This is a genomic window from Roseateles sp. YR242, from assembly GCF_900109745.1.
Classification (GTDB): Bacteria; Pseudomonadota; Gammaproteobacteria; order Burkholderiales; family Burkholderiaceae_C; genus Roseateles.
In genome coordinates this window covers 18,452-38,336 of record NZ_FOAV01000016.1, presented here as the reverse complement: position 1 = coordinate 38,336, position 19,885 = coordinate 18,452, and the positions used below count along the sequence as shown (strand labels likewise).

General features: G+C 64.5%; 15 protein-coding genes. 10 read left to right on the top strand and 5 right to left on the bottom strand.

Features of this window, described 5'->3' with window-relative positions:
* The first annotated feature begins 161 nt into the window (after positions 1–161).
* The 5 genes from BMY53_RS22115 (at position 162) to BMY53_RS22095 (ending at position 6,643) form a co-directional block, all read left to right on the top strand.
* Positions 162–2,156, top strand: coding sequence for a monovalent cation:proton antiporter family protein (locus tag BMY53_RS22115; RefSeq protein ID WP_092948875.1), 1,995 nt, complete (start codon positions 162–164; stop codon positions 2,154–2,156).
* A 137-nt stretch (positions 2,157–2,293) separates the two neighbouring features.
* Positions 2,294–3,028 (top strand): histidine phosphatase family protein, encoded by a 735-nt coding sequence (locus BMY53_RS22110; protein WP_092948764.1) that lies wholly within the window; start codon positions 2,294–2,296, stop codon positions 3,026–3,028.
* Between the two features lie 23 nt (positions 3,029–3,051).
* A complete protein-coding gene (locus tag BMY53_RS22105) occupies positions 3,052–4,314 on the top strand; it encodes an acyl-CoA dehydrogenase family protein (protein WP_092948762.1) in 1,263 nt (420 codons plus the stop codon).
* Between the two features lie 179 nt (positions 4,315–4,493).
* On the top strand, positions 4,494–5,984 hold the full coding sequence (locus BMY53_RS22100) for a sensor domain-containing diguanylate cyclase (protein ID WP_143074184.1): 1,491 nt from the start codon (positions 4,494–4,496) through the stop codon (positions 5,982–5,984).
* A 116-nt stretch (positions 5,985–6,100) separates the two neighbouring features.
* On the top strand, positions 6,101–6,643 hold the full coding sequence (locus tag BMY53_RS22095) for an adenine phosphoribosyltransferase (protein WP_092948758.1): 543 nt from the start codon (positions 6,101–6,103) through the stop codon (positions 6,641–6,643).
* An 11-nt stretch (positions 6,644–6,654) separates the two neighbouring features.
* Here the strand turns inward: BMY53_RS22095 and mnmE are convergent, their stop codons facing one another.
* The 5 genes from mnmE to rpmH all read right to left on the bottom strand — a co-directional run bounded on the left by mnmE (position 6,655) and on the right by rpmH (position 11,034).
* A complete protein-coding gene (gene mnmE / locus BMY53_RS22090) occupies positions 6,655–8,037 on the bottom strand; it encodes a tRNA uridine-5-carboxymethylaminomethyl(34) synthesis GTPase MnmE (RefSeq protein ID WP_092948756.1) in 1,383 nt (460 codons plus the stop codon).
* A gap of 244 nt (positions 8,038–8,281) precedes the next feature.
* A complete protein-coding gene (yidC, locus tag BMY53_RS22085; RefSeq protein WP_092948754.1) occupies positions 8,282–9,976 on the bottom strand; it encodes a membrane protein insertase YidC in 1,695 nt (564 codons plus the stop codon).
* The gene (gene yidD, locus BMY53_RS22080; protein WP_092948752.1) at positions 9,973–10,287 is read right to left on the bottom strand and encodes a membrane protein insertion efficiency factor YidD; all 315 of its coding nucleotides are present in this window, start codon (positions 10,285–10,287) and stop codon (positions 9,973–9,975) included. Before yidD ends, yidC begins: the two co-directional genes overlap by 4 nt.
* A gap of 2 nt (positions 10,288–10,289) precedes the next feature.
* Entirely contained in the window at positions 10,290–10,838 is a 549-nt protein-coding gene (locus BMY53_RS22075; protein WP_255370330.1) for a ribonuclease P protein component, read from the bottom strand.
* Between the two features lie 61 nt (positions 10,839–10,899).
* A complete protein-coding gene (gene rpmH, locus BMY53_RS22070; RefSeq protein ID WP_058937081.1) occupies positions 10,900–11,034 on the bottom strand; it encodes a 50S ribosomal protein L34 in 135 nt (44 codons plus the stop codon).
* A gap of 515 nt (positions 11,035–11,549) precedes the next feature.
* Between rpmH and dnaA the strand changes: the two genes are divergently transcribed.
* The 5 genes from dnaA (at position 11,550) to BMY53_RS22040 (ending at position 19,854) form a co-directional block, all read left to right on the top strand.
* Positions 11,550–13,091 (top strand): chromosomal replication initiator protein DnaA, encoded by a 1,542-nt coding sequence (dnaA, locus tag BMY53_RS22060; RefSeq protein WP_404947903.1) that lies wholly within the window; start codon positions 11,550–11,552, stop codon positions 13,089–13,091.
* A 105-nt stretch (positions 13,092–13,196) separates the two neighbouring features.
* A complete protein-coding gene (gene dnaN, locus BMY53_RS22055; RefSeq protein WP_092948746.1) occupies positions 13,197–14,321 on the top strand; it encodes a DNA polymerase III subunit beta in 1,125 nt (374 codons plus the stop codon).
* Between the two features lie 134 nt (positions 14,322–14,455).
* Complete coding sequence (gene gyrB / locus BMY53_RS22050) at positions 14,456–16,975, top strand: DNA topoisomerase (ATP-hydrolyzing) subunit B (protein WP_092948744.1); 2,520 nt, start codon at positions 14,456–14,458, stop codon at positions 16,973–16,975.
* A gap of 290 nt (positions 16,976–17,265) precedes the next feature.
* Entirely contained in the window at positions 17,266–19,410 is a 2,145-nt protein-coding gene (locus BMY53_RS22045; protein ID WP_092948742.1) for a helix-turn-helix domain-containing protein, read from the top strand.
* A gap of 3 nt (positions 19,411–19,413) precedes the next feature.
* Positions 19,414–19,854, top strand: coding sequence for a hypothetical protein (locus BMY53_RS22040; protein ID WP_143074183.1), 441 nt, complete (start codon positions 19,414–19,416; stop codon positions 19,852–19,854).
* Positions 19,855–19,885 lie beyond the last annotated feature (31 nt).

Sequence of the window (19,885 nt, the reverse complement as noted above, 5' to 3'; positions counted from 1 at the left end):
GGAGAGACATGGCGGGCTCGTCGCACCACCCGACAGGGGGGGCGTCTGTCGACTTGAAGAGACGTCCTGGCTTCCTGCGGGTCCCAAGAGGGGACCCGGCGTGAATCCTTGCCCGTTCCAGGACCGTCCTCCTTTGGCGGGCCAGTACTATCAAGCCCATGTTGAGTGCCCTGGATCTGACTCTCGTCTATCTCATCGCCGCCGTCCTGGGGGTGGTGGTCTGCCGTTCCCTGAAATTGCCGCCCATCCTGGGCTATCTGGTGGTCGGGGTGGTCATCGGCCCGAATGCGTTGTCGCTGGCCAGCGATGTCCCGGGCGTGCAGCACCTGGCGGAGTTCGGGGTGGTGTTCCTGATGTTCGCCATTGGCCTGGAGTTCAACCTTCCCAAGCTGCACAGCATGCGCTCCCTGGTCTTCGGGCTGGGACTGCTGCAGGTGGTGGTCACCATCGGCGGCACGATGCTGGGCCACGGGTTGCTGCGCTGGGGCTTTGACCTCACCGGCCATCACTGGGACCTGGGTTGGCAGGGCGCGCTGGTCCTGGGCGCGGCCATGGCCATGAGCTCCACTGCCATCGTCGTCAAGCTGATGGCCGAGCGGCTGGAGCTGGAGGGTGAGCACGGCCGCCGGGTGATCGGCGTGCTGCTGTTCCAGGATCTGGCCGTGGTGCCGCTGCTGGTGCTCATTCCGGCGCTGAGCGGGACCGGGGCCGCGATGGCCCAGTCCCTGGCCTGGGCGGGCCTGAAGGCGGTGCTGCTGCTGGCCTTGCTGCTTACCGGTGGCCAGCATGTGATGCGCCGCTGGCTGACGCTGGTGGCCCGGCGCAAGAGCCAGGAGCTCTTCATGCTCAACCTGCTGCTGGTGACGCTGGGCCTGGCCTGGCTGACCGAGCATGCGGGGCTGTCCCTGGCGCTGGGCGCCTTTGTGGCGGGCATGCTGATCGCAGAAACGGAGTTCCGCCACCAGGTGGAGACCGACATCCGCCCCTTCCACGATGTGCTGCTGGGGCTGTTCTTCATCACCATCGGCATGCGGCTGGACTGGCAGACGCTGGTCTATCAATGGCCGCTGGTCATTGTGCTGACGCTGGTTCCCACCTTCGCCAAGTTCGTCCTGGTGGCCGGGTTGGCCAAGCTGTTCAAAGCCCCGACCGGAGTGGCACTTCGCACTGGGCTGTACCTCGCCCAGGCGGGCGAGTTCGGCTTTGTGCTGCTCACGCTGGGCGCCCAGCACAACCTGATTGCGGCGCAGTGGGTCAGCCCGGTGCTGGCGGCCATGGTGATGTCCATGCTGATGACGCCGCTGATCATCGAATACAGCGACCGCATCGTGATGAAGCTGTCGGCCAGCGACTGGCTGCTGCAGTCGGTGCAGCTCACCTCCATCGCCAAGAAGTCCATCAAGACCGAGGCCCACGTCATCATCTGCGGCTATGGACGCAGCGGCCAGAACCTGGCCCGCCTGCTGGAGGCGGAGAACATCCCCTACATGGCGCTGGACCTGGACCCGGACCGGGTGCGCCAGGCTGCAGCGGCGGGGCAGAGCGTGGTGTTCGGCGACGCGGCGCGCTTGCCCAGCCTCATTGCTGCGGGCCTTTCACGGGCCAGTGCCCTGGTCATCAGCTATCACGACACCGCTTCGGCGCTGAAGGTGCTGCATGAGGTGCGCAGCCATGCGCCGCAGGTGCCCGTGGTGGTCCGCACGATTGACGACAGCGACCTGGAGAAGTTGCGCGCAGCCGGCGCCACCGAGGTCGTCCCTGAGGCCATCGAGGGCTCGCTGATGTTGGCCAGCCATGCCCTGGCCTTGGTGGGGGTGCCGATGCGCCGGGTGCTGCGCATTGCCCGGGAGGCGCGGGACCGCCGTTATGGCCTGCTGCGGGGTTACTTCCACGGCACGGATGACGACACGGCGGAAGACCGCGACCAGGCCCGACTGCAATCCATCTCGCTTCCCGCCGCCAGTGCCCTGAACGGCCGGAAGCTGGGTGAGGTCGTCACCGCCGCCTGGCGGGTGAGCGTGATCTCCGTCAAGCGCAGCAATGGCTCGGTGCAGAACGCGGACGACGAGCTGGTGCTGTATGGCGGCGACACTTTGGTGATCTCGGGCACGCCCGAGGCGCTGGCGCGTGCGGAACACGGGTTGTTGGTGGGTTGAGCGCCCCTCGGGCTGCGCGGCGCTGTCACCCATGCGTCATCGCCCCATGACGCCGGAATGAAACACCCTTCCCGGGAATAGTCCCACTGCCGCCTGCGCGACAGAACGGGCCCGGCCGATGCGCCACACTGGTGCCCATGTTGGACACCCTGCCCCGCAGCCCGCACCGCCGCCGCATCTACCTGATGCGCCACGGCGCGGTGACCTATTTCGATGGCGCCACCGGTCGACCGGTCCTGCCGGAACAGGTGCAGCTCAATGAAGAAGGCCTGGCGCAGGCGCGAGCCGCAGGCCTGGCCTTCGCCCAGGCGGGTGTGCGCTTTGATCGTGTCATCGTCTCCGGCCTGCCGCGCACCGTGCAGACGGCTGACCTTGTCCTGGCGCACGCCGGGCAACCCGCCCTGCAGCCCCAGGTCTGGCCCGAGTGGCAGGAGATCCGTGGCGGCCGCCTGGCCGACATCCCCCACGACCAACTGGTCCACGCGTTCACCGGCCTGCAGCGCAACCCCGTCGACGAGGGCCAGCGTTTCCTGAACGGGGAAAGCGTCGGTGAACTGCTGGACCGGGTCCTGGGCGGCATGGCCCGCCTGCGCGCTGACCCGGACTGGGACTGCGCCCTGCTGGTGCTGCATGGGGTGGTCAATGCGGCGCTGCTCTCCCATGCCGTCACTGGCGGGCAGCGCCTCATGCTGGGCAGCTGGGTGCAATCCCCCGCCTGCATCAATGTGCTGGACCTGGGCGAAGGCCCCGGGGACTGGCTGCTGCGTACCTGCAATTACGCTCCGTTGCATCCGCTGCATGCGGATGAACGGTCCACCACCATGGAAGCGCTCTTCGCCCAGTACCTGCGCTACCGTCAACAGCGCGCTTGAGCGCCAAGCCTCCGGGAAGATCCATGAACTTCGACTACAGCCCCAAAGTTGAACAGCTGCGCGAACGCCTGCTTGCGTTCTTCGACCAGCACATCTATCCCAACGAAAAGCGTTACCACGAGGAGGTGGAGGCCAACCGCCAGGCCGGCAACGCCTGGGTGCCCACCAAGGTCATCGAGGAACTCAAGCCCAAGGCCCGGGCCGCCGGGCTGTGGAACCTGTTCCTGCCGCGCTCGGCGCGTGCGCCGGAAGGACTCTCCAACCTGGAGTACGCGCCGCTGTGCGAGATCATGGGCCGGGTGTACTGGGCGCCGGAGGTCTTCAACTGCTCCGCGCCGGACACCGGCAACATGGAAACCCTGGAGCGCTACGCCTCCGAAGGCCTGAAGGACCGCTGGCTGGAGCCGCTGCTGCGCGGCGAGATCCGCTCTGCCTTCCTCATGACGGAGCCGGACGTGGCGTCCTCGGATGCCACCAACATCCAGTGCCGCATCGAGCGCGATGGTGATGAATACGTCATCAACGGCACCAAGTGGTGGTCCTCCGGTGCCGGCGACCCGCGCTGCGCCCTCTACATCGTGATGGGCAAGACCAATCCGGACGCCGGGCGGCACGAGCAACAGTCCATGGTGCTGGTGCCGGCCACCACGCCCGGCATCACGGTCAAGCGCCATCTCAGCGTGTTCGGTTACGACGACGCGCCACATGGCCACATGGAAATCGAGCTCCGCAATGTCCGCGTGCCGGTGGACAACATCCTGCTGGGCGAAGGCCGGGGCTTCGAGATCGCGCAGGGCCGGCTGGGCCCCGGGCGCATCCACCACTGCATGCGCTCCATCGGCGCCGCCGAGCGTGCGCTGGAGCTGATGTGCCAACGTGCCATCGCCCGCACCGCCTTTGGCAAGACCATCGCACAGCAGACGGTGACGCAGGAACGCATTGCCGAGTCCCGATGCAGCATCGAGCAGGCCCGCCTGTTGACGCTGAAAGCCGCCTACATGATGGATACCGCCGGTAACAAGGTTGCCAAGGCCGAGATCGCCATGATCAAGATCGTGGCGCCCAGCATGGCGCTCAAGGTGATCGACTGGGCCATGCAGGTCTATGGCGGCATGGGCGTCAGCCAGGACACACCACTGGCTTACATGTGGGCCGGCCAGCGCACCCTGCGCTTTGCCGACGGCCCGGACGAGGTGCATCGCAACTCCCTGGCCAAGCTGGAACTGGCGCGCCACATGAAGTTGCCCACCAGCGGGGTGGACATGCCCATCACCCGAGGGAGCTGAGCCAGCCCTGCGCTGATCTGTTCTGACTTGTCCGATCTGGTCTGGGCCAACGCGTCCGTGGAATGAGGGACGGTGTTGTTCCGTACACAACATTGTGTCGCGGGGTCCCCCCTCGGGGGCGTATCGGGGCTGTCGCCAGCTGGCTAGGATGCGCCCACCTCTTTGCCGGATCCCCGCCGATGACCCGACTCGCCGAAGCCCGCATCTGGCCACTGCTCGCATTTGCGTTGCTGGTGGGGCTGCAGGCGTCGGTGCTCATGGCCTCGCTGGGCGGGCTGGCAGACATGCCGGGCTGGGAGCCGGTCCTGCCCTGGCTGGGCGCCGCGGCGCTGGCCATCACCGTCGTGCTGGCGGTGAGCGTCATGGGCGGGCTGTCGCGGGCCCAGAGCCGGGCGCGCCGGGCGCAGCGCACCCTGGAGGAGGCCATCGACGCCCTGCCCGCCAGCGTGGAAATCTTCGACGAGGACGACCGCCTGGTGGCCTACAACCGCCGGCTGGTGGAGATCTATCCGCACATGCTGCGCAACTTCCAGCGCAAGTGCACTTTCGAGGAACTGGTGCGCGAGTCGTTGTCTCGGGGCGGCGTACCGGAAGCCCGTGGTCGGGAAGACGAATGGCTGCAGGAGCGCAAGGACGCCCGCGGCAAGCAGCCCGCGCCGCTGCTGCAGCGCGTGCATGACGACATGTGGCTGCGCATCTTCGAGTGCCGCACCCCGTCCGGCGGCATTGTGGGTGTGCGCATGGAGGTCACCGACCTCATCCATGAACAGCAGAGCCTGGCTGCCAGTCGCGCGCAGCTGAAGGCCACCATCGAGGCGGCCGGCAACGGCATCCTCACGCTGGATTCGGGCGGCCATGTGCTGGAGGTCAACCCCAGCACTGAACAGTTGTTTGGTTTCAGTGCGGCGGAGTTGCAGGGCGTCCATCTGGGCATGCTGTTCGGCAGCACGGGCGACCTCATGCATCCGCAGGACCTGCTGGGTTCCCCGCGCGAGCTGAATGCGCGTCATCGCGGTGGCGAGATGCTGGCGCTTCAGCTGACGGTGGCGGAAGTGCGCACGGACACCATCCACCTCTACGTGTGCATCGTCACCGATTTCACAGAGCGCAAGCGGCAGGAAGAACGGCTGAAGCGGGCCAACGAGCTGCTGGCTCGCCAGTCCACCACGGACGGGCTCACCGGCGTGGGCAACCGCCGCCTGTTCGATCAATTGCTGCAGCAGGAATGGCAGCGGGCGGCACGTGCGGCACGCTCGTTGGCGCTGGTGATGGTGGACATCGACCACTTCAAGCAATACAACGACCGTTACGGCCACGTGGCCGGTGATGACTGCCTGCGCCGTGTGGCCACGTTGCTGCGCAGCTGCGTGGGCAGGGGAAGCGAAGCGGTCTGCCGCTACGGCGGCGAGGAATTCGCCGTGGTGCTGGTGGACACGGATCTGGAGGGCGCGCAGGTAGTGGCACAGCGCTGCCTGGACAGCGTGCGGCTGGCTGCGATCGAGCATGAAGGTTCGCCAGTGAGGCGGTCGGTCAGCTTGTCGATCGGTGTGGCGGCGTGTGTGCCACAGATCGCGCATCTTCCGCAGCGGCTGATCGAGACGGCCGACCGCGCCCTGTACGACGCCAAGCAGAGCGGACGGGCACGGTTGATCTGCCAGCAGATCGCTTAGGTCGACCAGGTCGAGCCTGGTCACATGGGCCACATCGGCCACATCGGCCACATGGGGCACATGCGGCGCATGAACCGCATGAACCGATCCGGTCGCAACGGCGCGACAATCGGGCCATGCAAGACGCCATCGCCTTCCTCAAGCAACAGATCCGCACCGTGCCTGACTGGCCCGAGCCCGGCGTTCAGTTTCGCGACATCACACCCTTGCTGGCCAACCCGCGGGCATTCCGGGTGCTGATCGACCAGTTTGTGCACCGCTACTTCGACGCCCGTCCGGACGTCATCGCGGGGCTGGATGCTCGGGGCTTCATTATTGGCTCCGTCCTGGCGTATGAGCTCAACGTCGGCTTTGTGCCCATCCGCAAGAAGGGCAAGCTGCCGTTCACGACGGTGCAGGAGACCTACGAGCTGGAATACGGCAGCGCCACCGTGGAGATGCACACCGATGCCGTGAAGGCGGGGGACCGCGTGCTGCTCATCGACGACTTGATCGCCACCGGCGGCACGATGATGGCCGGCAAGCGCTTGCTGGAGCGACTGGGCGCCACCGTGATCGAAGGCGCTGTGATCGTGGATCTACCGGAGCTGGGCGGGTCCCAGAAGATCCGCGCGAGTGGATTGCCGGTGTTTGCGTTGGTGGATTTCGAAGGGCATTGAAGCCAGTCGGCTTATTTGCCGATGCAGAACCTGCTGAAGATCTCCCCCAGCAGGTCATCCGCCGTGAACGCACCGGTGATCTCGCCCAGGGCATCGTGGGCCATGCGCAGCTCCTCGGCCATCAGGTCCAAGGCTGCCGGCACGGCGGCAGCCTGCTGCAGCGCCAGATCCACATGCTCACGGGTGCGGCGCAGCGCCTGCACGTGGCGCTCTCGTGCGATGAACAGACCCTCTGGCACCGCATGCCAGCCGACCTGCTGCAGAAGCCGTTGACGCAGGGCATCCAGGCCCGCACCCGTCTTGGCGGACAGCTTCAGCGCGTTGTCCACGGCCGCAACACCGTCCACCTGCGGCGCATCCGCCTTGTTGTAGATCTGCAGGATGCGCGCCGGGTCCACAGCGGCCAGGCGGCCCCGGATCTCTGCGTCCTCACGCTCGTAGTCCTGCTGCCCCACCCGCGTGAGATCGTGCAGGAACAGCACAACATCCGCATCATGAATCGCGTCCCAGCTGCGGGCCACGCCGATGCGCTCAACCTCATCCTCGGTGTCGCGCAGCCCGGCGGTGTCACTGATGTGCAAGGGCACACCTTCGATCTGAATGGTCTGGCTCAGTTTGTCCCGCGTCGTGCCAGGGATGGGCGTGACGATGGCCAGTTCCGCGCCCGCCAAGGCATTCAGCAGCGAGCTTTTGCCCACGTTGGGCTGCCCGGCCAGCACCACCTTGATGCCTTCGCGAAGAATCGCCCCTTGGCGGCTGCGGTCCTGCAGCGCATCCAGCCGGCCCAGCAGGCGGCGCAGCTTGCCCAGCGCATCGGCCTGTTGAAGGAAGTCGATCTCTTCCTCGGGGAAATCCAGCGTGGCTTCCACCAGCATGCGCAGCTGGATCAACGCGTCACGCAGTTGCCCCACCTCGCCACTCAGGGCCCCGGCCAGCGCGCGGCCTGCACTGCGTGCAGCGGCCTCGGTACTCGCATCGATCAGATCGGCCACGGCCTCGGCCTGCGCCAGATCCAGCTTGCCGTTCAGGAAGGCCCGGCGGGTGAATTCACCCGGTTCGGCGAGCCGGATGCGCAGCGCCGGGTCCGCTTCTAGGCATCGCGCCAGCAGCAGTTGAAGCACCACGGGCCCGCCGTGCGCCTGCAGCTCCAGCACATGCTCGCCGGTGTAGGAATTCGGCGCTGGAAACAGCAAGGCCAACCCGTGGTCGATCGCCTCGCCTTGGGCGCTGCGGAAAGGGAGGTAGGTGGCTTCGCGCGGCTTCAACGTCCGGCCGCAGATGGCCCCCACCAGCGATGACAGGTCCTGCGGCGAGGAGACACGAACGATGCCCACGGCGCCGCGTCCTGGCGCGGTGGCAATGGCGGCGATGGGATCCTGGTGGCGCGACAGCATGGGGGCGATTGTCTCGCACGCCTCATGTTCACGCCGCGCTGCGGGCTCGGTTTCACCAGCCGCAGTGAAGATGTGGCGCGGGGTAGGCCGGATGATGGTGCGCGTGCCCCATCACCTCGCGCCTTCGGTCCCTTGGATATCCCGACCCTTGGAAACCACCCCCGCATGTACCCATTAAGCGCCAGCGCGCGGACGAAAAAAAGCCCCCGGCATGCGGGGGCCTGATTCGCGGGCGCGGTGAACGTTATTTGTTCACGCCCAGCTGCCGGTTGATCATCCATTGCTGGGCGATCGACAGCAGGTTGTTGACGAAGTAGTACAGCGTCAGGCCTGCGGGGAAGAAGAAGAACATCACGCTGAAAGCCAGCGGCATGATCCACATCATCTTGGCCTGCACCGGATCCGTCGGCTGCGGGTTCAGCCACACCTGCAACAGGCTGGTGGCCGTCATCAGCAGCGGCAGCGGGCCCCACGGGGCATTCAGCAGCGGGATGGTGCCGAAGAAGGCATCCGGACGCGACAGGTCATGCACCCACAGGACCCACGGCGCACCGCGCATTTCCACGCTGGAGAGCAGCACCCAGTACAGCGCCAGGAAGACCGGCATCTGCAGCAGGATCGGAAGGCACGAACCCAGCGGGTTGATCTTCTCTTCCTTGTAGATCCGCATCATCTCCTGCTGAAGCTGCTGCGGCTTGTCCTTGAAGCGCTCACGCATTTCCTGGATGCGCGGGTTCACCGCCTTCATCTTGGCCATGCTGCGATAGGCCTTGGCGTTCAGGCCGTAGAAGCCCACCTTCAGGAGCACCACCACACCCACGATCGCCCAACCCCAGTTGCCCAGGATCTTGTGCAGTTGGTCCATCACCCAGAACAGCGGCTTGGCCAGGATGGTGAACATGCCGTAGTCCTTGACGCGCTCAAAGCCCGGCGCCAGTTCTTCCAGCTTCTTCTCTTCCTGCGGACCCACATACAGCAGGCTGTCGAGCTTGGCGGTGGCTCCCGGCGCGATGCTCGGGAAGGCACTGACCATGGACAGCGTCACCAGCTTGCTGGGCGATTCACTGACGTCGAACGCACGAGGACCGGCGTCATTGCGCAGCCAGGCACCGACGAAATAATGCTGGACCATGGCAATCCAGCCATCGTCCGCACGGTGTTCGTAGTCGGCCTTGCCGTCCTTGAGCTTGTCGAAGGGGACCTTCTGCAGCTTGCCCTTGTCGGTATAGACCGCCGGGCCGGTGAAGGAGCTCGGCGCCATGGACGGACCGGTGTGCTCGACGTGGTCGTCACGCACCAGCCACACCGACAGTTCCGGCGCCACCGGCGCGGTGCCGACGTTGGTCACTTCGTGCTGCACGTCGATGGCATAGCCACCACGCTTGAAGGTGTAGATCTTGGCCAGCTTCACGCCGCCCATGGCGGCGGACTCCAGACGCACCGACAGGCTGTCGGTGCCATCCTTCAGTTCACGCGGGCCGTCCACCAGCGTCAGGACGGTCTGGTGGTTGGGCGCGCCCGGCACATTGCGCAGGGCGGACTGGGCGCTGTATTGACGCAGCGGATCCAGCACCACGACGTGGCCACTAGGGTCCTTCTCGTCGACGTGCTTGAGCAGCTCCACACGCACCAGGGCACCACCACGGGTATCCAGCGTGGCCTTGACCACGTCGGTGGTGATGGTCACCAGTTCGTTCTTCACCGGCGTCGGGGCCGAGGCGGCATCGGCGGCTGCCACGGCCGCGGGTGCCGAAGCCCCCAAGGCAGGCAACGCGGCGCCAGGCACGGCGGAGGCAGGTTCACCCGGGGCGCTGGCCGTCTTGGCCGGCACAGGGCCGAACATCGACGCATGGCCGTTATGCCGTTGCCAGCCGTCCCACAGAAGGACCAGCGACATGGTGAACACCACCCACAAGATGGTGCGGCGTATATCAGTCATGGGGAAGCTTTTGAATTGGCGGTTGAAGAGGCTCGACCCGCCTTGCGCCGAGCAAGGAAGGTGAAGAGACGGGGCGCATTGTCAGGCACGGGATCATGCCCGCCCGGACAGAACGGATTGCAGCGCAGGATACGTGCTGCCGCGAGATAGGTACCCGCCGCAGCGCCATGTTGCCGCAGCGCCTGCATGCCGTAGTTGGAACAGCTGGGCGAATACCGGCAGCCTGCACGCAGCCAGGGGCTGAACAGCAGCTGATACGCACGCACCAGCCCCATGAGCACGCGAGTTGGCAAACCAGGGCGGGCGTCCATGCTCAGGCAGCGCCTGTGGAGGAGCCAGTGACGGCACCGGCAGGAACCGGCTTGGCGGCCGGCGGTGGCTTGCTGGCGCCCGACGAGATCTTGCGGATCAGGTATTGCAGCTCTTCACGCGCAGCGGCACGCAGCGCATCGGACGACGCACTGGGAAACTGCTTGCGGTCGAACGGCAGGCGCAGGCGCACCACCCAGAGCCCGGGGGGCAGGGTGGGGAGCGTACCGAACACTTGGCGGATCTGCCGTTTGAGCAGGGTGCGGGTCACGGCCCGGCGCGCATGGCGCTTGGGCACGACATACCCCAGCCAGGCGCCAGCGGGCAGGTCGGGAACCGCTTCATCCACAGCCTGTGGATGAATCTGCGCATCACCTGTGGACAACTCGCTCTTTCCTGTGGATGGGCCTGTGGAGGAATCCTTGGGGAGGCGGCGTGCCGGCAGCGAAGGGCTGGCGGCCAGGTGGTGCACGGCAAAGTGCGTGCTGCGGGCGCGGCTGGGGCTGCCCAGCACGCGCTCGAAATCGGCCGATCGAACGATGCGGCCGGTCACGGCTTGGTCGGACTGGAGAAGACGCGACGTGTTGAGACGATCAGGCTGTGCCCGATCCGCCTCAGACGGCCAGACGCTTGCGGCCCTTGGCGCGACGTGCGGCGATGACGGCGCGGCCACCGCGGGTCTTCATGCGAACCAGGAAGCCGTGGGTACGGGCGCGGCGGGTCTTGGAACCTTGGTAAGTGCGTTTCATGTTCAACCTCTATCGAAATGTCGGACTGGTGGGTACTGTCGGACACCGACAGCGGCATCTGGAACGCCGACCCCCGCACCCTCGCATCCACACTGACGGTGAATGGCACTGAAGCGACGTCCGGCGCGCACCCGAAACGTTTGAAGCCTCTTGGAACCCTTGGAACTCCCCATGGGGACTCCGATTTCCTCGCGGGGAACCCGCCTCTCCCTATGGGGAACCCGCTGATGGGCGGGTGGGGCGGGTCTGCGGGTGGGCGCCAGTTGGCGGTGCAAACGAATCAGGCGTTGATGCCTAAAAGCAAATTCTGGAGGCCCACGAACAAACGCCCAGGCATCCGGAAAACCCGCGATTACAGCAAAGAATTGACGCAGGGTCAATGCAGCGCCATCGGGCAGCGGGGGATTACCTGGGCTTGACCCTGCCAAATATTCTGTGGATAACCCAGACTTCGCGGCTCGTCATCGGTACAATCTGGCCGCTCGAAGAATAAGTTTTCCACAATGAGCGCAGACGTGTCTGAGGCGACTTTGTGGCAACGCGTCTGTGAACGCTTGGCCACCGAGTTGCCTGAACAGCAATTCAATACTTGGATCCGGCCGCTACCCGCCGCCGAGGTCATCCACCTCCAGGAAGGGAACGGCGAGGGCGCCGTCCTGGTGTCGCTGCGCGTGCCCAACCGCTTCAAGCTGGACTGGATCCGCAGCCAGTATGCCAGCCGCATCGAAATCATCCTGGGCGAGCTGGCCGGCAAGCCGGCCCGCCTGGAACTGACGCTGGCGCCTCGCGAGACCATCGCGCCACTGCCGCGCAACAGCGCGCCGACGGTGGCCATGGGGCAGGTGCTGCAGCAGCACGGCCTTCGCAGTGGCCCGGTGGCCGCGCCCGGGGCCGACACGCCCGCTGCCGGTGGCCACATGGGGCGGCCTGCTGCCCAGGCCGCCACGACGCAGCCGGCCCAGCCGATCACGGCCGCCAGCCTGGTGGGCAATGCGCCGCCGCCCGGTGCTGCCCAGACGCTGCCCCCCAGCGCCACACGTCACCGCATCAACACCAGCCTGACCTTTGACACGCTGGTGCCTGGCCGCGCCAATCAGATGGCCCGCACGGCCGCACTGCATGTGGCTGGCGCGCCGGGCCAGATGTACAACCCGCTGTTCATTTATGGCGGCGTGGGCCTGGGCAAGACCCACTTGATCCATGCGGTGGGCAACGCGCTGCTCAAGGACCGGCCGGATGCACGCGTGCTGTACCTGCACGCCGAGCAGTTCATCTCCGACGTGGTGAAGAACTACCAGCGCAAGACCTTTGACGAGCTCAAGGCGAAGTACCACTCGCTGGACCTGCTGCTCATCGACGATGTGCAGTTCTTCGCCGGCAAGGACCGTACACAGGAAGAGTTCTTCAACGCGTTTGAAGCCCTGCTGGCCAAGCGCGCCCACATCATCATGACCAGCGACACCTACCCCAAGGGGCTGGTGGACATCGATGAGCGCCTGACCAGCCGCTTCGACGCCGGCCTCACGGTGGCCATCGAGCCGCCCGAGCTGGAAATGCGGGTGGCCATCTTGATCAAGAAGGCGGATGCCGAAGGCGCCCCCATGCCGGAGGACGTGGCCTTCTTCATCGCCAAGAACGTCCGTGCCAACGTGCGGGAACTGGAAGGCGCGCTGCGCAAGGTGCTCGCCTACAGCCGCTTTTCGCACAAGGAAATCAACATTCAGCTCGCCCGCGAGGCGCTGAAAGACCTGCTTTCGATCCAGAACCGCCAGATCTCCGTGGAGAACATCCAGAAGACGGTGGCGGATTTCTACAAGATCAAAGTGGCTGACATGTACTCCAAGAAGCGGCCAGCGAGCATCGCCCGCCCCCGCCAGATTGCGATGTACCTGGCCAAGGAACTGACCCAGAAGAGCCTGCCGGAGATTGGCGAGCTGTTCGGCGGGCGGGACCACACCACCGTGCTGCACGCTGTGCGCAAGATCGGTGGCGAGCGCCAGAAGAACACCGAGTTGAACCAGCAGTTGCATGTGCTGGAACAGACACTCAAGGGATGACGAAAAAACCCCGCGTCATCAGCGAAAATAGCGCGTTTGCCAGAGTGGCGACGGCCGTACCGGCTGCCAGGAAGAGCGAACAGCCAACAGTGGAGAGAGGTTGACATGATCGTGTTGAAAGCCAGCCAGGACAAAGTGCTTGCCGCGTTGCAGGCGGTGTCGGGCATCGTGGAGCGGCGCCACACCTTGCCCATCCTGGCCAATGTCCTGCTCCGCAAGCAGGGCTCACAGGTGGAGCTCACCACCAGCGACCTGGAGATCCAGGTGCGCACCACGGTTGAATTCGATGGGGATGAAGGGGATTTCTCTTCCACCATCGGTGCCCGCAAGCTGATCGACATCCTGCGGTCCATGCCTTCGGACCAGACCGTCAGCCTCACCTCCAACCAGAACAAGATGACCCTGCAGGGCGGCAAGAGCCGCTTCACCCTGCAGACCCTGCCGGCGGAAGACTTCCCCCTGGTCCAGGAAGCGGCCGATTTCGGCCCCGCCTTCAGCGTTCCGCAAAAGACGCTCAAGGGCTTGATCAACCAGGTGCACTTCGCCATGGCGGTGCATGACATCCGCTACTACCTCAACGGCATCTTGTTCGTTGCTGAGGGCAAGACCCTCACGCTGGTGGCCACCGACGGCCACCGCCTGGGGCTGGCCCAGGCCGAGCTGGACACCGAAATGCCCAAGCAGGAGGTGATCCTGCCCCGCAAGACGGTGCTGGAACTGATGCGCCTGCTGAAGGATGGCGGCAAGGGTGACGAGGAAGAGCAGCCCATCGAGATGCGCTTTGCCGGCAACCAGGCCAAGTTCAGCTTCAGCGGCATGGAGTTCGTCACCAAGCTGGTGGAAGGCAAGTTCCCGGATTACAACCGCGTGATCCCCAAGAACCATCGCTTTCACGTCATCCTGGGTCGGCAGCAACTGCTGGCCGCGTTGCAACGGGCGGCCATCCTGACCAGCGAGAAGTTCAAGGCGGTGCGCCTGGCCTTCGACCCGGGCCTGCTCTCGATTGCCTCCAGCAACGCCGAGCAGGAAGAGGCCAAGGAAGAAATCGAGATCGACTACGGCGGCGACCAGATCGAGACCGGCTTCAACGTCACCTACCTCATGGATGTGCTGGCCAACATGAGCCAGGACATGGTGCGAGTGGACCTGAACGACAGCTCGTCCAGCGCCTTGATCAGCATCCCGGACCAGACCGGTTTCAAGTACGTCGTGATGCCCATGAGAATCTAAGGCCGCTGGCGCGGCCTGCGCTGCTCACCGGATGAGCATCAGGCAGCGCTCCCACGGCCCCCGCCAGGCGGGGGGTTCTAGCTAGATTGACTAGATTGACAAATGGCCGCCACGGCGGCCTGGAATACTCTCTGATGAGCGATAACACCTCCCCTGAGAACACGCCGAATTCCGCCAGCAACAACGGCGGCTATGGCGCAGATTCGATCCAGATCCTGGAAGGCCTCGAGGCGGTTCGCAAGCGCCCCGGCATGTACATCGGGGACACCTCCGACGGTACGGGCCTGCACCATCTGGTCTTCGAAGTGGTGGACAACTCCATCGACGAAGCACTGGCTGGCTATTGCGACGACATCGTCGTCACCATCCACACCGACAACTCCATGTCGGTCATCGACAACGGCCGCGGCATCCCCACCGGCGTGAAGATGGATGACAAGCACGAGCCCAAGCGCAGTGCGGCAGAAATCGCCCTGACCGAGCTGCACGCCGGTGGCAAGTTCAACCAGAACAGCTACAAGGTGTCAGGCGGCCTGCACGGTGTGGGTGTGTCGTGCGTGAACGCCCTGTCCAAGTGGCTGCGCCTGACAGTGCGCCGCGAGGGCAAGGTGCATCAGATCGAGTTCCGCAAGGGTGTGCCGCAGGACCCCGTGATCGAACTGCGGGATGGTGTCGAGACCAGCCCCATGAAGATCGTCGGCGAGACCGACAAGCGGGGCACGGAAGTGCACTTCCTGCCGGACACCGAGATCTTCACGCAGAACCACGAGTTCCACTACGACATCCTGGCCAAGCGCCTGCGCGAGCTCTCCTTCCTGAACAACGGCGTGAAGATCCGGCTGGCGGATGAGCGCAACAACAAGGAAGACAACTTTGCCTACGCTGGTGGCGTGCGCGGTTTTGTCGAGTTCATCAACAAGGGCAAGACCACGCTGCACCCCAACATCTTCCACGCCCAGGGCGACAAGATGTCGGATCAGAACACCAACATCGGCGTGGAAGTGTCCATGCAGTGGAACGACGGTTTCAATGAAAACGTCCTCTGCTTCACCAACAACATTCCGCAGCGTGATGGCGGCAGCCATCTGACCGGCCTGCGCGCCGCGATGACCCGCGTCATCAACAAGTACATCGAGGACAACGAGCTGGCCAAGAAGGCCAAGGTCGATGTCAGCGGCGACGACATGCGCGAAGGCCTGGCCTGTGTGGTGAGCGTCAAGGTGCCGGAACCGAAGTTCAGCTCCCAGACCAAGGACAAGCTGGTGTCCAGCGAAGTGCGTGGCCCGGTGGAAGAAATCGTCGCGGCCAAGCTGACGGACTGGCTGCTCGAGAATCCCATCGACGCCAAGATCATCTGCGGGAAGATCGTGGATGCGGCGCGCGCGCGTGAAGCGGCCCGCAAGGCCCGTGAAATGACCCGCCGCAAGGGCGTGCTGGACGGCCTGGGCCTGCCCGGCAAGCTGGCCGACTGCCAGGAAAAGGATCCCGCGCTGTGCGAGATCTACATCGTGGAGGGTGACTCCGCCGGTGGCTCTGCCAAGCAGGGCCGTGACCGGAAGTTCCAGGCCATCCTGCCGCTGCGCGGCAAGATCCTGAACGTGGAGAAGGCGCGCTACGAGAAGCTGCTGACCAGCAACGAAATCCTGACGCTGATCACCGCCCTGGGCACCGGCATCGGCCGTGGTGCGGGGGGTGACGACTTCAACCCGGACAAGCTGCGTTACCACCGCATCATCATCATGACTGACGCGGACGTGGACGGTGCCCACATCCGTACGCTGCTGCTGACCTTCTTCTACCGCCAGATGCCTGAGCTGGTGGAGCGTGGGCACATCTACATTGCGCAGCCGCCGCTGTACAAGGTGAAGGTGGGCAAGCACGAGCAGTACCTGAAGGACGGCCATGAGCTGGATGGCTTCCTTCTGCGCGTGGCGCTGCAGGATGCCGAGCTGCATCTGCAGGGCGTGGGGGGTCCATCGCTGAAGGGCGAGGAGTTGGAGAGCAAGGCCCGTCAATACATCGCCGCGCAGAACGTGATTGAGCGTCTGTCGGCATGGATGGATGGCGAGGCGCTGCATCTGCTGGCGTCCGGCCTGGCGCTGAACCTGGACACCAAGGACGCGGCGGACATTGCCGCGACGGCACTGCAGACGCAACTGCACGATGCCGTGGTGACGGCGGAAGTGGACCCGCGCACCGACAAGCTGCTGCTGCGCATCAGCCGCCGTCAGCACGGCAACGTCCGCTCCAGCATCATCACCTCCGACTTCGTGCACGGTGCCGACTATGAAGTGCTGGCCGAGGCCGGCAAGACCTTCAAGGGCCTGGTGACCGAAGAAGCGGTGATCAAGAAGGGCGAAGGCGAAAAGGCCAAGGAATCCAAGGTGGGCGACTTCCGGGCCGCGATGGCCTGGTTGATGACGCAGGCTGAGTCCAGCGTGGGCCGCCAGCGCTACAAGGGCCTGGGCGAGATGAACCCCGCGCAGCTGTGGGAAACGACGATGGACCCCACCGTGCGGCGCCTGCTGCGCGTGCAGATCGAAGACGCGATCGAGGCCGACCGCGTGTTCACGATGCTGATGGGCGACGAGGTGGAACCGCGGCGTGAGTTCATTGAGCAGAATGCGTTGAGGGCGGCGAATATTGACGTTTGAGGTGTCTGTGGGCGCGAGCAAAGTTTTGCCGTTCTGAACGCAAAGTTCTGCCGGTTGTCGTGGTGACCTGAGGCTCGTATCGGGCAATCAGCCGTTGAGAAAGCCTGACGCATGAGAGCCCGGCATCGCCGGGCTTTTTTTCGCGTGCTCCTGAGAATCTCGGCATGTCGCCTCTGGCGGCAGGCTTGCGGAGCAGCCAATGGCAGGGAAGTTGAGCAGGATGACTCTCTAGTAGACGTTTATGAAACGTTGCTGCATACTTGCGGCAACAAAGCGGTACTGGAGAGGTCATGTCGAGCCAAGTGCACATCTCGCCGATCGAACTGGGTAGTTACCTCACGCAAGTCCGCGACAAGGCAGGCATCAAGCAGGCAGAGCTGGCTCGACGGGTCACATGGAGCCAGGCCGTACTGTCGCGGATCGAAAGTGGTGACCGTGTCATCGCGCCTGAAGAGCTGGATCAGCTGCTTGATGCCATCGCAACGCCTGAAGCAGAGCAGCTGAAGGCCGCGCTCCACCGGGAATGGTCTGTGTTGGCTCGCCCCGGCTTGGATCACCCTGACCAGGAGCTGCTTTGGTCTGCTGAGGAGGTTGCTCAGCAGCTGCAAGCTCTGGCCCAGCAACCCGATGTCAAGCATGCCTTTGAGCGTCGTCTCGCTGCGTACGTGGATGAGCTGGGTGCGGTGGCCGGACTGTTGCTCAAGCGCGAGCACCAAGTTGCATTCATCGGCAGCATCGGCATCGGAAAGTCCACCGCCATTTGTCGTCTGGCAGGTTTGGAAGTGGCATCCCCCGATGGCCCTCACCCCGCCCCTGTGTTGGAAGCTGGTGCCGGCGGCATCACCATCTGCGAGGTTCATCTTCGCAGAGGCCCCGGTTATGGACTGATCATCGAACCTCGGAACGACGAGGAGATCCGCGCAGACGTCACCGACTTCGCCGACTACGTGCGTGGCTCCGACGCTTCCTTGGCTGACGCTGAAGCAGAAGAAGACTCTCAGGGCATCTCAAAAGAAGTCGAGCGCGCGATTCGTAACCTGGCGGGACTGAAAGTCCGCCGCGACAAGGTCGACGGGGGCAAGACGGTGCGTCGAGACGAGGCCAAGGAGTTGGCCAAGGAAGTTGGCAGCACCCGAGAGCTGGTGGTCGAGATCCTGTCGCGGATGGAGTTGCCGCGCCGTGATCGGCGCGACATCTGGCACGAGGCCAGCACAGGCAAACAGCCTTTGGAGTGGCTGAAAGAGACGTTCGAGAAGGTCAACAACGGCCGGCACCCAGAGTTCACCTTGCCGAGGCGAATTGAGGTGGTCGTGCCCCACAACCTCTTGCAGGTTGACGACTTGGCCATTCGGTTTATCGACACCAAGGGCATCGATCGCACAGCCGCGCGTGCCGACTTGGAAAGCCTGCTGGACGATCCACACACCGTGGCTGTGCTGTGCTCAGGGTTCAACAACGCTCCTGCTGCCGAGGCGCGCCTGCTGCTTGAACGTGCACGCGAAGCAGGTGTTCGAGGTCTGAGGGAGAAAGCTGCACTGCTGGTGCTCCCGCGTCCCAATGAGGCGCTCGCTGTCAAAGACGAGGCCGGTGAAAAGGTCGAGACCGTTGAAGAGGGCTACGAACTCAAGGCCGAGCAGGTGTCCATGAGCTTGCAGCCGATTGGCGTTGGCGATCTGGCGGTGGGCTTCTTCAACTCGTACCAGGACGACCCCGAGAGTCTTCGGCGGTTTCTGGCGGAACGCCTGTCGCTGGCCCGCAAGACGTTTCGGGGCCGGTTGCTGGAGATCGTCAACAACGCCAAGGCCTTGTTGCTGAACTACCAGCAAGAGCAGACCCAGGCCGTGATTCAGCAGGCCGCTTTGCAGCTGCAGGCTTGGATTGGGCTACATCGCAAGCCCAAGCGCCTCAATGCCCATGTTCAAGACAGCTTGATGGAGCAGATGACCAAGGCCTACGCCGCGACTTTGCGTGCATCAGTCAATCGGGAGGGCGACTGGCACAACTTGAACTATGGCCACCACCTGGGCTACGGCGCACGCCGCCTGGCAGCCCTGTCACTGGATTCAGCGGTGAAAGGCTTCAGCGAAGTTTGTCAGACCTTGGCAGCAACGCCTGGCATGGAAGACGCCAAGGAGCTGATTGCCCAAGCTGAACGCCTGCTGGAGTCTGCTTACACCGACCTGCTGCAAAAGGTTCAGCTGATGGGCCAGACCTCCTTCCGCGATGAGCTGAAGCTGGACAAAGCCTTCTGGGGCGCGTGTCAGGGCGAGTGGGGGCGTGGCGCTGGCTACAAAGACCGCGTGGCCGGCCACAGCCGGGATTGGTTCGGAAGTGCTGAGCGCCTGGAGCTGGAAGGTGAACTGCTCACACTGATCCAGCGGGAGTGGGATGGTGCCCTTGCCCGCATTGAAGGCGTTCTGGGGGCCGAGGACTGACCCATGAACACGCCGAACTCCCAAGTCGCACTCGAACTGAAGCGACTCAGGCAAAAGCTCAGCCTCGCTCCAACCCATTTTGCTGACCTCTGGCAAGAGCACGGGAGCTTGTGGCAGACCCTGGGGTGGAACGAAGCTCAAGCCAGGCTGTACCTGAAGTGCTTGCCCGGTGTGGTGGCTCAGGAAGAAGCGGGCAATCACCCCGGTGGTCAGGCTTTGATCTACCAAATCAAAAGTGGGGCTGCAGAGAACAAGGCTGGTGCCTTTGATTTGGCTGACGAGATGGTGGCTTTGCTGAGCCATGCCGGCCGCCCCATGCCCCTGGCTCAGCTGATCAACAAGTTGCCCGCTGGCCTGGTGGTGACCGAGCCCATGCTACGCAGCGCGGCCCAACAAGACCCTCGACTCGAATTGAGAGGCCCGCTGCTCAAGCTGGCCCACTGACCGATAGCCGGACACACAGGACAAAAGAACT

Coding starts and splice junctions, on each gene's coding strand:
- BMY53_RS22105 (WP_092948762.1), top strand. CDS start 3,052: ATGAACTTCGACTACAGCCCCAAAGTTGAACAGCTGCGCGAACGCCTG.
- mnmE (WP_092948756.1), bottom strand. CDS start 8,037: ATGCTGTCGCGCCACCAGGATCCCATCGCCGCCATTGCCACCGCGCCA.
- gyrB (WP_092948744.1), top strand. CDS start 14,456: ATGAGCGATAACACCTCCCCTGAGAACACGCCGAATTCCGCCAGCAAC.
- BMY53_RS22095 (WP_092948758.1), top strand. CDS start 6,101: ATGCAAGACGCCATCGCCTTCCTCAAGCAACAGATCCGCACCGTGCCT.
- yidD (WP_092948752.1), bottom strand. CDS start 10,287: ATGGACGCCCGCCCTGGTTTGCCAACTCGCGTGCTCATGGGGCTGGTG.
- BMY53_RS22100 (WP_143074184.1), top strand. CDS start 4,494: ATGACCCGACTCGCCGAAGCCCGCATCTGGCCACTGCTCGCATTTGCG.
- yidC (WP_092948754.1), bottom strand. CDS start 9,976: ATGACTGATATACGCCGCACCATCTTGTGGGTGGTGTTCACCATGTCG.
- dnaN (WP_092948746.1), top strand. CDS start 13,197: ATGATCGTGTTGAAAGCCAGCCAGGACAAAGTGCTTGCCGCGTTGCAG.
- rpmH (WP_058937081.1), bottom strand. CDS start 11,034: ATGAAACGCACTTACCAAGGTTCCAAGACCCGCCGCGCCCGTACCCAC.
- BMY53_RS22110 (WP_092948764.1), top strand. CDS start 2,294: ATGTTGGACACCCTGCCCCGCAGCCCGCACCGCCGCCGCATCTACCTG.
- BMY53_RS22045 (WP_092948742.1), top strand. CDS start 17,266: ATGTCGAGCCAAGTGCACATCTCGCCGATCGAACTGGGTAGTTACCTC.
- BMY53_RS22040 (WP_143074183.1), top strand. CDS start 19,414: ATGAACACGCCGAACTCCCAAGTCGCACTCGAACTGAAGCGACTCAGG.